Here is a 13,326-nt window from a genome sequence, read left to right on the forward strand (position 1 = left end):
TCTCGCCGTATGACCGACCCACACGAGTTGCTCACGGTTGCCGGGGGAGTGCTCGACGGGGTCGTCGACAGGTTCCTCGCCGGCGTCGGCGCGCCAAGCGCCGTCGCGAAGGGGCCGCGGGACTTCGCGACCGCGGTCGACCTCGAACTGGAGCGGAGACTGTCCGCCGAACTCGTCGACCGCACCGGGATCCCGGTGCACGGCGAGGAGTTCGGCGGTCCCGATCTCGACACCGGACTGGTGTGGGTGCTCGACCCCGTCGACGGCACCCTGAACTACTCTGCCGGACTGCCGAATGCGGGCATCCTGCTCGCGCTGCTCAGGGACGGTCAGCCGATCCTCGGGCTGACGTGGTTGCCGATGATGAACCGGCGCTACGCGGCCGTCGTGGACGGTCCCCTGCTGTGCAACGGTGAGCAACTGCCGCGGCTGACCCCGCGGGACCTGACGGAAACGATGGTCGGCTTCGGTGCGTTCAACCTCGACGGCCGCGGTCCGATCCCCGGCGAGTACCGGGTTCGGGCCCTGGCCCAGGTCAGCCGGGTGTGCCGGCGGCTGCGCATGCACGGGTCCACCGGCGCGGACCTCGCGTTCACCGCGGCCGGGGTGCTCGGCGCCGCGGTGGTCTACGGCCACCATCCGTGGGACAACGCTCCCGGGGTGGCGCTGGTGCGGGCGGCGGGTGGCGTCGTCACCGACCTCGCCGGGGAGCCGTGGCATCTCGGGTCGCGGTCGCTGCTCGCGGCGGCGCCGGGAGTGCACGAACAGATCTTGAACATTCTCGTCCCCCTGGGAGATCCGGGGGACTACCGGGACGGCGCAAGTCGGGAAGGAACGACATGAGTGTGGCGGTACGGGTCATCCCGTGTCTGGACGTCGACGCGGGCCGGGTGGTCAAGGGCGTCAACTTCGAGAACCTGCGCGACGCCGGCGACCCGGTCGAGCTGGCGGCGCTCTACGACGCGCAGGGCGCCGACGAGCTGACCTTCCTGGACGTGACCGCATCCACCTCCGACCGCGGCACGATGATCGACGTCGTCACCCGCACCGCCGAGCAGGTGTTCATCCCGCTCACCGTCGGTGGCGGGGTCCGCACCGAGGAGGACGTGGACCGGCTGCTGCGCGCCGGCGCCGACAAGGTCAGCGTCAACACCGCCGCGATCGCCCGGCCGGAACTGCTGCGCGAGCTCAGCCACCGGTTCGGCGCCCAGTGCATCGTGCTGTCCGTCGACGCGCGCACCGTCCCGGAGGGACAGCAGCCGACGCCGTCCGGCTGGGAGGTCACCACCCACGGCGGCAAGCGTGGCACCGGAATCGACGCGATCGAGTGGGCGCAGCGCGGCGCCGAGCTCGGGGTCGGGGAGATCCTGCTGAACTCGATGGACGCCGACGGCACCAAGGCCGGATTCGACCTGCCGATGATCCGCGCGGTCCGCGCGGCGGTGCACGTGCCGGTGATCGCCAGCGGTGGCGCCGGTGCCGTCGAGCACTTCGCGCCGGCCGTGCAGGCGGGAGCCGACGCGGTCCTCGCCGCCAGCGTCTTCCACTTCGGGGACATGACCATCGGGGACGTGAAGGCGTCCATGCGAGCCGACGGGATCACCGTCCGCTGACGTAGCCTCGCGGGTCGCCCCAGAGTGCTGTCACGGACGCGACCACCGAATCGGGATCGGCGATCAGTGGGGCGATGTGACCGCCGCCGCCCACTGTCACGCTGCGCGCGGACGGCATGATCGCGGCGGACGACTCGGCCTGGGCCGGCCTCCACATCGGGTCGTCGGCCGCGGCGATCATCACCGTCGGGACCTCGACCCCGGGCAGGGTGTCGGTCAGGTCCGGGCGATCGAGCATGACGGACTGCATCGCCCGCAGCATCGCGGCGCGGTCGGCGCGGCGGAACGCATCCATGACCCGCGCCGACGAGTCGGGATGCCTGGCGAGGCACTCGGTGCCGAGCAGGGCATTGGCCAGTGCACGGGTGACGGGGGACGCGGGTCCGGCGAACCGGTAGAGGGTGACCAGCGGCACGACGCGCACCCACCGCTCCGTCGGTGTCAGTGCGTGGACCGGGGTGCCTATGGTTGTCAGCGACCGGCAGCGTGCCGGGTGGAGCGCTGCGAACCTCAGCCCCACGTGGCCGCCCCAGGCGTTCCCCACCCAGTCGACGGCGTCCGTGATTCCCAGGTTCTCGAGGACGCTCACTGCCGCGCCGGCGCATGCATCGAGGTCGAAGCGGGCCGGTGCCGCGCCGCTGCCGCCGTGGCACGGCCCGTCGACGAGGATCAGCGTGCGGTCGACCGCCAGCGCATCGACAACCGTGTGCCACGAGTCCGAGTCGACGAACAGACTGTGCCACAGGAGCGCGGGTGGACCGGTGCCGACGCAGCGGACGGACAGCCGTCCGAGTGTGGTGGGGATGTTCCGGGAGCTGATCGTCATGGCCCCTCCCGATGACGCCTCGGATACCGAACCCTCGGTTTCCGAGTGTTCTCCGGTGGCGGTGAGCGAGTCAAGGCCGGTCGATGGTCGTGCACGCCCCGAGCGTCGACCGGAAACGTGCCACGGTATAACGGTCACATGAGTCTTGATCCCGCAATCTCGGCCCGGCTCAAGCGCAACGAGGCCGGTCTGTTCAGTGCTGTCGCGCAGGAGCGTTCGACGGGTGATGTGCTGATGGTCGCGTGGATGGACGACGAGGCCCTCGCCCGCACGCTGGAAACCCGTAAGGGAACCTACTTTTCGCGCTCCCGGCAGCAGTACTGGGTCAAGGGGGAAACCTCGGGCCACACCCAGTACGTGCACGAGGTGCGCCTCGACTGCGACGGCGACACCGTCCTGCTGATCGTCGATCAGGAGGGCGCGGCCTGCCACACCGGCACCCACACCTGCTTCGACTCCGACGTGCTGCTGCCGCGCCCCTGATCTCACCTGTAGAAGTGGTGAATACGCAGGTGTCCGTCCTCGACGACGCGGAACTGCGGCGGGTGCAGAAGCGCACATTGACCGTCGTCGTCCTGAGCCAGATCCTCGGCGGTGCCGGTCTGGCCGCCGGAATCACGGTCGGTGCCCTGCTGGCGCAGGAGATGCTCGGTTCGGACAGTCTGGCGGGCGCGCCGACCGCGCTGTTCACGCTCGGGTCGGCCCTCGCCGCCTTCCTGGTCGGGCGCATCACGCAGCGCCACGGACGCCGGGTGGGCCTCGGGCTCGGTTTCGGTGCCGGTGGCATCGGTGCGATCGGGGTGGTTCTCGCCGCCGCGAGCGACAACGTGCCCCTGCTGCTGGTGTCGCTGTTCGTCTACGGCGCGGGTACGGCGACGAACCTGCAGGCGCGGTACGCCGGGACGGATCTCGCCACGGCAGCGCGCCGCGGGACGGCGATCAGCGTGGCGATGGTGTCGACCACCCTCGGCGCGGTCGCGGGCCCGAACCTCGTCGAGCCGCTCGGTCACGTCGCGGAGGCGTTCGGCCTGCCACCGCTGTCGGGGCCGTTCCTGCTCGCCGCCGCTGCCTACCTCGCGGCGGGCTCGGTGCTGTTCGCGTTGCTTCGTCCGGACCCGTATCTCGTTGCCCGGCAACTCGATTCCGCTGACGTCGGCGCGGGCACCCTCGACGGCGCGCCGCCGCGTCCGGGGGTGGGCGCCTATGTCGGTGCCGCGGTCATGGTGCTCACGCAGGTCGCGATGATCGCCATCATGACGATGACCCCGGTGCACATGCGGGCGCACGGTCACGCGTTGGGGGAGGTCGGTCTGGTGATCGGAATCCACGTCGGCGCCATGTATCTGCCGTCGCTGGTCACCGGTGTCCTCGTCGACAGGATCGGACGGCTTCCGATGGCGGCCGCGTCGGGGGTCACCCTGCTGCTCGCCGGGGTGACCGCCGCGGTGGCGCCGGCCGATTCGCTCACGTTGCTGATCGTGGCGTTGGCACTGCTCGGCCTGGGCTGGAACTTCGGGTTGATCGCCGGGACGGCACTGGTCGTCGACGCCACCGTCCCCGAGAACCGGCCGCGCACGCAGGGGACGATCGACGTCCTGATCGCCCTCGCCGGTGCGGGCGGCGGCGCGCTGTCGGGAGTGGTGATGTCCGCGACCGACTATGCGACGCTCTCGCTCGGTGGTGGCGTGCTCGCGTTGCTTCTCGTTCCGGTGCTGTACTGGGCCCGCCGCGGAGCGCGCACCCCGTCGACCGGAGCGCCGCTCCTCCCGTCGTCAATCGGTGACGGGCCGGGCGACCCCGAGTGAGAGTGCGCCCATCATCTTCGGGGCACCCTTCTCGTAGAACGTGTCCAGGTCCCGGATCTCGAAGCCCGCGGATCGTACGAGGGCGGGGATCTCACGCGTGAGGTGGCAGCCACCGGCGACGGCCTTCTGAATCGGCTCGAAGCGGTACTGCCAGCGGCGCACCTTCTCGTGCGGCGCGAGCCCGTGTTCGACGAAGTGCAGGGTTCCGCCCGGCTTGAGGACGCGCCGCACCTCCTTCAAGGCTGCATCGACATCGGGGATCGTGCACATCGTCCACGTCGACAGGGCGGTGTCGAAGCTGTTGTCCGGGAACGGGAGTGACTGCCCGTCGAGCCCGGATCGCTGGACCGGAACGGTGGACGCCGACAGGCGTTTGCCGGCCAGCTTCCAGCCGAGGTCGGCAGGCTCGACCGCGCTGACCGAATCGACGGCGTCCGGATAGAACGGGACGTTGAGCCCCGACCCGAACCCGATCTCGACGACGCGGCCGTGCAGCCCGGCGCACGCCCGTTTCCGGGAGGGGCCGGTGACCGACATCCCGCACGAGACGTCCACGAGGCGTGGCACGATCCGATCCGAGTAGAACCCCATGAAAGCCTCCCGACCGGCTCGTTGTCCCTGGTGTGACTCCAGCATCGCACGGCCCCGCCAGGGCGGCCCGCGGTTCGGTGATCAGTGCGGACGGTCCGCCCCGTCGAGTTTTGCGGTCCGACCGGCGCGGGCCGGGCCGGGGTCTTCTTGGGTACAGCAGTCGCAGTCGTGACCCGGGGGACTGTTCGGCGCGACCGTGCGCGGTGTGATGGGCGTGCGCGTTGTCGATGATCCGGTCCGAGGGGTGTCGGTGGTCGTCGAGGGTGGTACGGGTGGTGGGCAGCACGCGTCGGCGAGACCGTGCACGGGTGCGATGCTCACGTGGATCGGACCCGCGGCGGTCGACGTAGAGGTGAGTCCGGGCAGTGTGGTGGAGCGGGCCGCGCGGATGGCGTTGCCGATGACGAGCACCTCGGCGAACTCGTGAATGAACACCACGGTCGCGAGGCCGAGGACACCGGTCGCCGCCAGCGGGATGAGCACGGTGATGATGGCGAGCGAGAATCCGATGTTCTGCACCATGATTCGGCGGGCGCGGCGGGCGTGGGCGAGCACCTGGGGCAGGTGGCGAAGGTCCTCGCCCATCAGTGCGACATCGGAGGTCTCGATGGCGACGTCCGTTCCCATGGCCCCCATCGCGATGCCGACGTCGGAGGTGGCCAGGGCCGGGGCGTCGTTGATGCCGTCGCCGACCATCGCGACCCGGCGGCCCGCAGCGAGGACCGGCAGCATCTTCGCCTTGTCCTCGGGGAGCAGTTCGGCGTGAACTGTGGCGATCCCGGCGTCGGCGGCCAGGGCGTGGGCGGTGCGTTCGTTGTCGCCGGTGAGCATCGCGACGTCGACGCCGAGTCGGCGCAGCCGGTCGACGGTCTCGGCGGCTTCGGGGCGCAGTTCGTCGCGGACGGCGATCGCCCCGATCGCCGATCCGTCTTGTTCGACGATCACCACGGTGGCGCCCGCCTCCTGCAGCCCGGCGACGTCCGCGGCCAGGGAGCCGGCGTCGATCCATCCGGGCCTTCCCAACCGCAGTGCACGGCCTGCGAGGATTCCGGTCAGTCCGTGGCCGGGCACCGCGATGACGTCGTCGGCCGGGGTCACCGGTGTGGCGGTGGCGGTGAGGATCGCTGCGGCGAGGGGGTGCTCGCTGCGTGCTTCGAGCGCGGCCGCTGCGGCGAGGACCTCGGCTTCGGAGATGCCGGGCGCGGCGGTCGTGGCGACGACCTGCGGAGCGTTGCGGGTCAGGGTGCCGGTCTTGTCGAGGGCGACGACGCGGATGCGGCCGAGTTCCTCGAGCGCTGCGCCGCCCTTGATCAACGCGCCGTGCCGGCTCGACGCCCCGATCGCCGCGACCACGGTGAGGGGGACCGCGATCGCCAGCGCGCACGGGGAGGCGGCGACGAGCACGACCAGGGCGCGTTCGATCCACAGCAGCGGATCGCCGAACAGCGAGCCGATACCGGCGACCAGGGCGGCGACGACCATGATCGCGGGAACGAGTGGCCTGGCGATGGTGTCGGCCAGTCGCTGCCCGGCGCCCTTGCGTTCCTGGGCTTCCTCGACGATGTGCACGATGCGGGCCAGGGAGCTGTCGGAGGCGAGGGCGGTGACATCGACCTCGATGGCGCCACCGCCGTTGATCGTGCCGGCGTACAGCTCGTCGCCCGGACCGGCCTCGAGCGGAACGGATTCGCCGGTGATGGCGGACAGGTCGAGGCTGGTGCGGCCCGAGCGGATCACGCCGTCGGTGGCGGCCCGCTCACCGGGGCGTAGCAGCATCCGGTCGCCGACCGCGAGATCGTCCGGCGCAACCGACATCTCGCGGCCGCCGCGCAGGACCGTCGCGGTCGGGGGCACCAGGGACAGGAGCGCTCGCAGTCCGCGTCGGGTGCGAGTGACCGCGTAGCGCTCGAGTCCCTCGGCGATCGAGAACAGGATGCCGAGCATCGCCGCCTCGGGGTACTGGCCGAGGGCGACCGCGCCGACCGCGGCGATGGTCATCAGGGTTCCGACCCCGATTCGCCGGTGTCGCAGGTTGGTCAGCGCGGCGGGCACGAAGGTCGACGCGGCGGCGACGACGGCCGCGAGTTCGAGTGCCGTGGCCACCGGGTGGGCTCCTGCGCGGCCAACCGCCCAGGCGAGGGCGAGCAGGATCGCCGCGGCGGCCGCGCACTGCAGCTCGCGGACCTGCCACAACCGGCCGGGGCCCCGGTCGGGCTCGGGTGCTCCGATCTGGGTGTCGGAGGGTGAGGGCCCGCAGCAGGCGTCAGACACGCTCGGACTCCAGTGCATCGATCTCGGGGGCGCCGACGACGGCGTCGACGAGTGCCCTGCCGCGCGGGGTCAGCGCGTACATCACCAGTCGGCCCTGACGGCGGGAGGTGACCAGTGCGGCGACCTTCAGCTGCCGCAGATGATGCGACACCAGGTTCTGGGCCTGTCCGACCACCCACGCCATGTCGCACACGCACAACTCGTCGCCGGCGCGCAGTGCGGTCGCGATGGACAGGCGGGTGGGGTCGCCGAGCGCGCGGGCCGCCGCGGCGGCGGGTTCGACACGTCCCGGCGTCGGGAGCTCGGCCCGGATCCGCTCGGCGTGTGGCAGGTCGAGGCAGAGCAGGTCGCAGGTGTCCGCGGGGTCGGTCATATCGATATTCTAATGGATATTGATATGACCGGGAACCGTCTCAGGTTCCTCATATCGCCGGCCGTTAGGGTGCCGACATGGAAAATGCGCCCTGTTTGTCCGGGTTATCCGCCGGATCGGATGCTGCCGCGTGACGCGCGGAGTGAAGATCTCGCTGGCACTGCTGGTCGCGTTCGTCGTCGCGGTGGCGGCGATTCTGCTGGTCGGTCGACCCGGAGAGGAGGCCGACGAATCCGCCGCGGATGCCGGTTCGAACCCGGCGGCGGTGGTGCGCGCGGACAGCCACCGTCTCTCGTCGGCGCCGGAGGGAAGTCCGACGTTCGTGGAGTTCCTCGACTTCGAATGCGAGGCCTGCCGGTCGGTGTATCCCGCGATCGAGGACCTGCGCGCCGAGTACGGAGACCGCGTCGCCTTCGTGGTTCGTTACTTCCCGCTGCCCGGGCACTTCAATGCCGAGCGAGCGGCCAGGGCCGTGGAAGCTGCTGCGCAGCAGGGCAAGTTCGAGCAGATGTATCAGCGGATGTACGAGACGCAGGCGGAGTGGGGTGAGCAGCGGGTCCCGAAGGATGACGTCTTCCGAGCCTTCGCCGTCGACCTCGGGCTCGACATGGCCGCCTACGACGCCGCGTACGCCGACCCGGCGACCGCGGCCCGGATCGCCGCGGACGTCGCCGACGGCGAAGCGCTCGGAGTGCAGGGCACCCCGTCTTTCTTCCTCGACGGCCAACGATTCGAGCCCTCCACCTATCAGGATCTGACCGATGCGTTCGACGCCGCCCTCGGCTGACGCCGACACCTCGGGAGCGGAGGTCGGTGCCAGCGCGCCGTTCGACCGGGCGCTGCCGTGGCTGCTGCTCGTCGGCGGCCTGACCGGGCTGGTGGCCGCGTTCGTGCTCACGGTCGAGAAGTTCGCCCTCGCAGCGGATTCGAACTACATCCCGTCCTGCAGCCTGAACCCGGTCCTCAACTGCGGTTCGGTGATGTCCACCGCCCAGGCGTCGGTGTTCGGCTTCCCCAACTCACTGCTCGGCATCGCCGGGTTCGCGGCGGTCGCGGCCACCGGCGCCGGGTTGCTGGCCGGCGCCCGCTTCGCCCGCTGGTACTGGCTGGGCCTGCAGGTCGGGGTGACCGCTGCGGTCGTGTTCGTGCACTGGCTGATCGCGCAGAGTCTCTACGTCATCGGTGCTCTCTGCCCGTACTGCATGGTCGTGTGGGCGGTGACCGTCCCGATCTTCTGGTACGTCACCCTGCGGAACCTGCACCACGGCACCTTCTCCCGTCCGATACGTGCCGAGGTGGTGTCGGCGGGAGGAAACCACCTCGTGCCGGTCACGGTGTGGTTCCTGGCGGTGGCCGCACTGGTGATCGACCGGTTCTACTCGTACTGGGCCACGCTGCTGTGACCGGCAGATGCGGGTCGGGGGTTGACAGGCGGTAGCGGTCGCTCCGCGGCGCCCTCGCCGGCGCTGCTGTCCGCCGGTCTGCCGGTTTGCCCTGCACACATCCCATGCGGACGTAAGATCATCTGCTGGGGGAGGGCATCCGAGGAGCCGCCCATGACGGAACCAGCACCGATCCCCGTGGCGTGCATCCACGGACCGTGGGATGCACACCTGCAGCCGGGGAATCCGGGGCGCACTTTTCAACGACGCCGGATACCGGGCCCACGCCCCAGGCCGGCCCGGAGACGCGGACCGCCGAGTCGTCGGAACTGATTGCCGGCACTCCTCCACAAGACGACGGCGCACCCGCGTAACGCAGTCTTCCCGTCCCGCCCGCACTTGACGTAGCCAGGTGTGCGGGGCAGTGGTGTGTCACGGAATCTCACCCGTCCGGTCCCGCATGGCAGGGAATCTCGTTGACGTGATGCAACATTCGAACGGAAGGAGTGAGCATGAAGATCGTCGTCATCGGCGGTACCGGGCTGATCGGCTCGAAGGTCGTCACTCGACTGAGTGAACACGGCCACGAAGCGGTACCTGCCGCGCCCAGCACGGGCGTGAACACCCTCACCGGTGAGGGAGTGAAGGAAGTGCTTCAAGATGCGAACGTTCTGATCGATGTCTCCAATTCGCCGTCGTTCGCGGACGACGACGTCATGGAGTTCTTCCGGACGTCCACCACGAACCTGCTCGAGGCCGCCCGAGTGGCAGGACTCGGGCACTACGTGGCGTTGTCAGTGGTCGGTTCCGAGCAGCTGCCGGAGTCCGGGTACATGCGGGCGAAGGTGGCGCAGGAGGAGCTGATCAAGGGTTCGGGCCTGCCGTACTCTCTCGTGCACGCCACGCAGTTCTTCGAGTTTGCCCGGACGATTGCCGATTCCGCCACCGTCGACGGCTCGGTGCGGCTGTCGGGCGCGGCGGTGCAGCCGATGGCCGCCGATGATGTGGCCGCTGCCGTCAGCAAGACCGCCGCGGACCCCCCGCTGAACGGCGACGTCGAGGTCGCGGGGCCGGAGGTGTTCGGCCTCGATCAGTGGATCGGCACGGTGCTGGCCGCACGGCACGACCCGCGCGAGGTGATCACCGATCCGCAGGCGCAGTATTTCGGGGCGTCGCCGGACCGCGAGCTGCTGCCCAGCGCAGGCGCGCGCCTCGCGCAGACGCGGTTGTCGGAGTGGTTGACCCGTCAGTGACCCGATCGTGTGGGTGGCAGCCTGCAAGCACCACAACCCGACCACCGCTGTCATGACGACGATCTGAACCCTCGGCCACCGTTTCGTCGATCGCCTCGTCTGCCTGCATGCAGAACGGAAGCGACTCAAACACATCCCCTCGCAACAGCGAAGGAGCACGCCATGAGCATTGTTCGATTCGCCCGAGCCGCACTCGCCACCCTCGCACTCGTCGCCGCCCTGGTCGCGGCCTTGGTCACCCCGGCCGCCGCCCGACCATTGCCGACGGTCGTGTTGGTGCACGGCGCCTTCGCCGACACCACCAGCTGGGACCCGGTCGCCGCCGAGTTGCGCGGCCGCGGCTACACCGTCGTCGTCCCCGAAAATCCTCTACGCGGACCTGCCTACGACGCGGCCGCGATCGAGAAAACCCTCGCCGGGATCGCCGGGCCCGTGGTGCTCGTCGGCCACTCCTACGGCGGCGCGGTCATCACCAACACCCACAACCCGAACGTGAAGGCCCTCGTCTATGTCGCCGCCTTCGCGCCGGCACAGGGCGAGCCCGTCCAGCTCGCGCTGGACCCGATCCGATTCCCCGGCAGTCAGCTTCTCCCTCCCGTACTGCAGTTCAAGGTCGTCGACGACGTGCACGCGATCGGAGGTAAGAACATCGACGGATACATCGCCGCCGACGCCTTCCACCGGGTGTTCGCTCCGGATGTCAGCGACGCGACGGCCGCGATCATGCTGGCCCACCAGAGCTCGATCGCCCTGTGGGCCAACCTCGAGCCGTCCGGACCGACCTCCTGGTCGAACACCCCGAGCTGGACCCTGATCCCGACCGGCGACAACATCATCCCGCCGTCGGCACAGCGGTTCATGTCCGGCCGTATCGGTGCACACACCACCGAGATCACCGCCTCACACGCCGTGCTCGTCTCCCAGCCCGACGCCGTCGCCGACGTCATCACCGCGGCTGCGGCGGGCAGCTGACCCGAGGAGGACGAACCCATGGACCTGCAGCTGAACGGCACGGCCGCCGTGGTCACCGGCGCGAGCAAGGGCATCGGCCTCGCGATCACCGAATCGCTCGTCCGCGAAGGTGCGCATGTGGTCGCGGGAGCACGCACCCGCACCGAGGAGATCGCCGCTCTCGAATCGGCCGGCGATGTCACCTTCGTCCGGGCGGACCTGTCCACAGCGGATGGGCCACTGAGCCTCATCGAGGCGGCGAGCGTCGGAGGCGGTATCGACGTGCTGGTCAACAACGCCGGTGCGGTGACACCACGCCCGAACGGCTTCGTCAGCGTCACGGAGGATGACTGGCTCGCGTCCCTGACATTGACGTTCCTGTCGGCGGTCCGCACCACCCGCGCGGCTCTGCCGTTGATGACCGCGCGTGGTGGGAGCATCGTGACCGTCAGCTCGGTGAATGCCTTTCTTCCCGACCCGGCGATCATCGACTACTGCGCCGCAAAGGCGGCGTCGACCAACTTCTCCAAATCGCTGTCGAAAGAGGTTGCCTCTCAGGGTATCCGGGTGAACACGGTCAGTCCGGGTCCGGTGACGACCGCGTTGTGGACCGGTGCGGAGGGTGTCGCTGCCACCGTGTCCAGGGCGAGTGGGGTCACAGCGCAGGTCGTCATCGACCAGACGGCCGCGATCACCGAGACGGGCCGCTTCACGAGCCCCCAGGAGGTCGCCGATCTCGTCGTGTTTCTGGCTTCTGCGCGAGCAGCAAATATCACCGGCGCAGACTTCGTGATCGATGGTGGCCTGATCAAGACCCTCTGACCGCGACCGGCCGGAATTCGCGGGGAGCGATGTGAGCGACGCGTGTACAGCAACCCCCACTCCGGCTGCACACGCTCACGAGAGGTCGGCGGCACCGAGTCCGGAGCCGGTGGCCTCGACAGCCCGGTTGGCGCAGGGGGTTGTGCCTACCGGGCTCACGCCGCCCGTATCTGTGGTGGGTGATCCTGCGATCGTGGCGCGGCACGACGACGAACTGTCCTGTGTGCCTTGTTCGTTGCGGCAAGGAGCGTGAATCGAGCCGTCGCTCGACTTTCGCCGTTGTAGGGCGCGGCCGGTGCCATGCACGCCGAACCACTGGGGGGCCGTATTCGATCGAAGGAGCGTCAGGAAGATGAGAACCATGCAGTCTGTTGTCGCCGCCACGGTAGGCGAACCGTCCGAGGTTCTGCACCTGCAGACTCGCCCCATTCCGGAGCCCGGCCCCGGCCAGGTCCGGATCCGGGTGGCGGCTGTGCCGGTTCATGCCAGCGATCTGCACACCGTCCGCGGCAGATACGGATTCACCCCGGAGTTCCCCACCGTGCCCGGAATCGAATCCGTTGGGGTGATCGACGAAGTCGGTAGCGGCACAGAAGGTTTGACCGTCGGGCGACGCGTCATCACGGTCGGAGTCAGGGGAACGTGGCAGGAGTACGTCGTTGTCGATGCCGAGCGGGTCTTGCCTGTTCCCGTCGGCATGAGCGATTCCACGGCCGCCCAGATTCTCAGCAATCCGCTCACCGCGGTGATCTTGACCGGTGATGAGCTCGATGTTCGACCGGGTGAATGGCTCTTGCAGACGGCGGCCGGATCAACCGTCGGCCAGTCGGTCATTCAGCTCGGCACGCACGTCGGGTTCCAGACCCTCAACGTGGTTCGCCGGCGTTCCGCTGTCGAGGACATCCTCGCGTTGGGCGGCACCGCGGTGATCTGCACGGAGGATGAGGACCTGCGCGAACGCGTGGCCGACATAACCGGTCGTGACGGCGTGTCCAAGGCGATCGACTGTGTCAGCGGTCAGGTGGGGGCGGACGTGTCGCGTGCACTGGCGCCGCACGGTGAGCTGGTCGTCTTCGGTGCACTGTCCACGCACCGCCAAACCGATCCCGACAAACTCACCATCCCCGTCTTCGCGCGCTCGCTGATCTACGAAACCAAGATCGTTCGGGGATTCTGGCTGCTCCGCTGGTTCGCCGAGACCCCGAAGGATCGGATGACCGCAGCGATCGACCGGACGCTTCGGTTGGTCGACAGCGGCGCGCTGCGGGTGCCCGAGGGCCAGCCGATTCCCGTCGAAAGGTTCAGCGAAGCCGTCGATCTGGCCGAAGCCCCCGCACACGGGGGCAAACCGCTGTTGCTGTTCGATCGAGGACGCAGTGCCGGCGAGCGGGTGACGATGGCCTGAACGGGGCCGATCGAGTGCATCGATAAGCACTCCG

Annotated in this window: 14 protein-coding genes; 10 read left to right on the forward strand and 4 right to left on the reverse strand. The window is 69.4% G+C overall.

What is annotated here, in order from left to right; all coding sequences use genetic code 11:
* Positions 1-9: 9 nt before the first annotated feature.
* Complete coding sequence (locus ACWDUM_RS18915) at positions 10-843, forward strand: inositol monophosphatase family protein (RefSeq protein WP_450135110.1); 834 nt, start codon at positions 10-12, stop codon at positions 841-843.
* A complete protein-coding gene (gene hisF / locus ACWDUM_RS18920) occupies positions 840-1,613 on the forward strand; it encodes an imidazole glycerol phosphate synthase subunit HisF (RefSeq protein ID WP_450114813.1) in 774 nt (257 codons plus the stop codon). The genes ACWDUM_RS18915 and hisF overlap by 4 nt, the downstream gene beginning before the upstream one ends.
* On the opposite strand, the gene ACWDUM_RS18925 is transcribed toward hisF, so the two are convergent.
* Positions 1,600-2,439 (reverse strand): alpha/beta fold hydrolase, encoded by an 840-nt coding sequence (locus ACWDUM_RS18925; protein WP_450135111.1) that lies wholly within the window; start codon positions 2,437-2,439, stop codon positions 1,600-1,602. The two genes, hisF and ACWDUM_RS18925, sit on opposite strands and share 14 nt — an antisense overlap.
* A gap of 138 nt (positions 2,440-2,577) precedes the next feature.
* Here ACWDUM_RS18925 and hisI point away from each other — a divergent pair, with 138 nt between their 5' ends.
* Together hisI and ACWDUM_RS18935 are read left to right on the forward strand one after the other, a co-directional pair.
* Positions 2,578-2,922 carry a phosphoribosyl-AMP cyclohydrolase gene (gene hisI / locus ACWDUM_RS18930; RefSeq protein ID WP_345345785.1) on the forward strand — a complete coding sequence of 115 codons (345 nt, stop codon included), beginning with the start codon at positions 2,578-2,580 and terminating at the stop codon, positions 2,920-2,922.
* Positions 2,923-2,939: 17 nt separating this feature from the next.
* Entirely contained in the window at positions 2,940-4,244 is a 1,305-nt protein-coding gene (locus ACWDUM_RS18935) for an MFS transporter (protein ID WP_450135112.1), read from the forward strand.
* Here the strand turns inward: ACWDUM_RS18935 and ACWDUM_RS18940 are convergent.
* From ACWDUM_RS18940 to ACWDUM_RS18950, 3 genes are all read right to left on the reverse strand, one after another.
* Positions 4,212-4,835: a class I SAM-dependent methyltransferase gene (locus tag ACWDUM_RS18940; RefSeq protein WP_450135113.1), complete on the reverse strand. Its 624-nt coding sequence runs from the start codon at positions 4,833-4,835 to the stop codon at positions 4,212-4,214. The two genes, ACWDUM_RS18935 and ACWDUM_RS18940, sit on opposite strands and share 33 nt — an antisense overlap.
* A gap of 81 nt (positions 4,836-4,916) precedes the next feature.
* Complete coding sequence (locus ACWDUM_RS18945) at positions 4,917-7,106, reverse strand: heavy metal translocating P-type ATPase (protein ID WP_450135114.1); 2,190 nt, start codon at positions 7,104-7,106, stop codon at positions 4,917-4,919.
* Positions 7,099-7,479, reverse strand: coding sequence for an ArsR/SmtB family transcription factor (locus tag ACWDUM_RS18950; RefSeq protein ID WP_450135115.1), 381 nt, complete (start codon positions 7,477-7,479; stop codon positions 7,099-7,101). Before ACWDUM_RS18950 ends, ACWDUM_RS18945 begins: the two co-directional genes overlap by 8 nt.
* Positions 7,480-7,609: 130 nt before the next feature.
* Here ACWDUM_RS18950 and ACWDUM_RS18955 point away from each other — a divergent pair, with 130 nt between their 5' ends.
* The 6 genes from ACWDUM_RS18955 (at position 7,610) to ACWDUM_RS18980 (ending at position 13,292) form a co-directional block, all read left to right on the forward strand.
* Positions 7,610-8,266 carry a DsbA family protein gene (locus ACWDUM_RS18955; RefSeq protein ID WP_450135116.1) on the forward strand — a complete coding sequence of 219 codons (657 nt, stop codon included), beginning with the start codon at positions 7,610-7,612 and terminating at the stop codon, positions 8,264-8,266.
* Entirely contained in the window at positions 8,241-8,882 is a 642-nt protein-coding gene (locus tag ACWDUM_RS18960; RefSeq protein ID WP_450135117.1) for a vitamin K epoxide reductase family protein, read from the forward strand. The genes ACWDUM_RS18955 and ACWDUM_RS18960 overlap by 26 nt, the downstream gene beginning before the upstream one ends.
* A gap of 491 nt (positions 8,883-9,373) precedes the next feature.
* On the forward strand, positions 9,374-10,114 hold the full coding sequence (locus ACWDUM_RS18965) for an SDR family oxidoreductase (RefSeq protein ID WP_450135118.1): 741 nt from the start codon (positions 9,374-9,376) through the stop codon (positions 10,112-10,114).
* 162 nt (positions 10,115-10,276) lie between these two features.
* Positions 10,277-11,086 (forward strand): alpha/beta fold hydrolase, encoded by an 810-nt coding sequence (locus ACWDUM_RS18970; RefSeq protein WP_450135119.1) that lies wholly within the window; start codon positions 10,277-10,279, stop codon positions 11,084-11,086.
* An 18-nt stretch (positions 11,087-11,104) separates the two neighbouring features.
* Positions 11,105-11,887 carry an oxidoreductase gene (locus ACWDUM_RS18975; protein ID WP_450135120.1) on the forward strand — a complete coding sequence of 261 codons (783 nt, stop codon included), beginning with the start codon at positions 11,105-11,107 and terminating at the stop codon, positions 11,885-11,887.
* Between the two features lie 361 nt (positions 11,888-12,248).
* The gene (locus ACWDUM_RS18980; protein WP_450135217.1) at positions 12,249-13,292 is read left to right on the forward strand and encodes a zinc-dependent alcohol dehydrogenase family protein; all 1,044 of its coding nucleotides are present in this window, start codon (positions 12,249-12,251) and stop codon (positions 13,290-13,292) included.
* Positions 13,293-13,326: the final 34 nt, after the last annotated feature.

The sequence above is a fragment of the Rhodococcus sp. NPDC003322 genome (assembly GCF_053589555.1).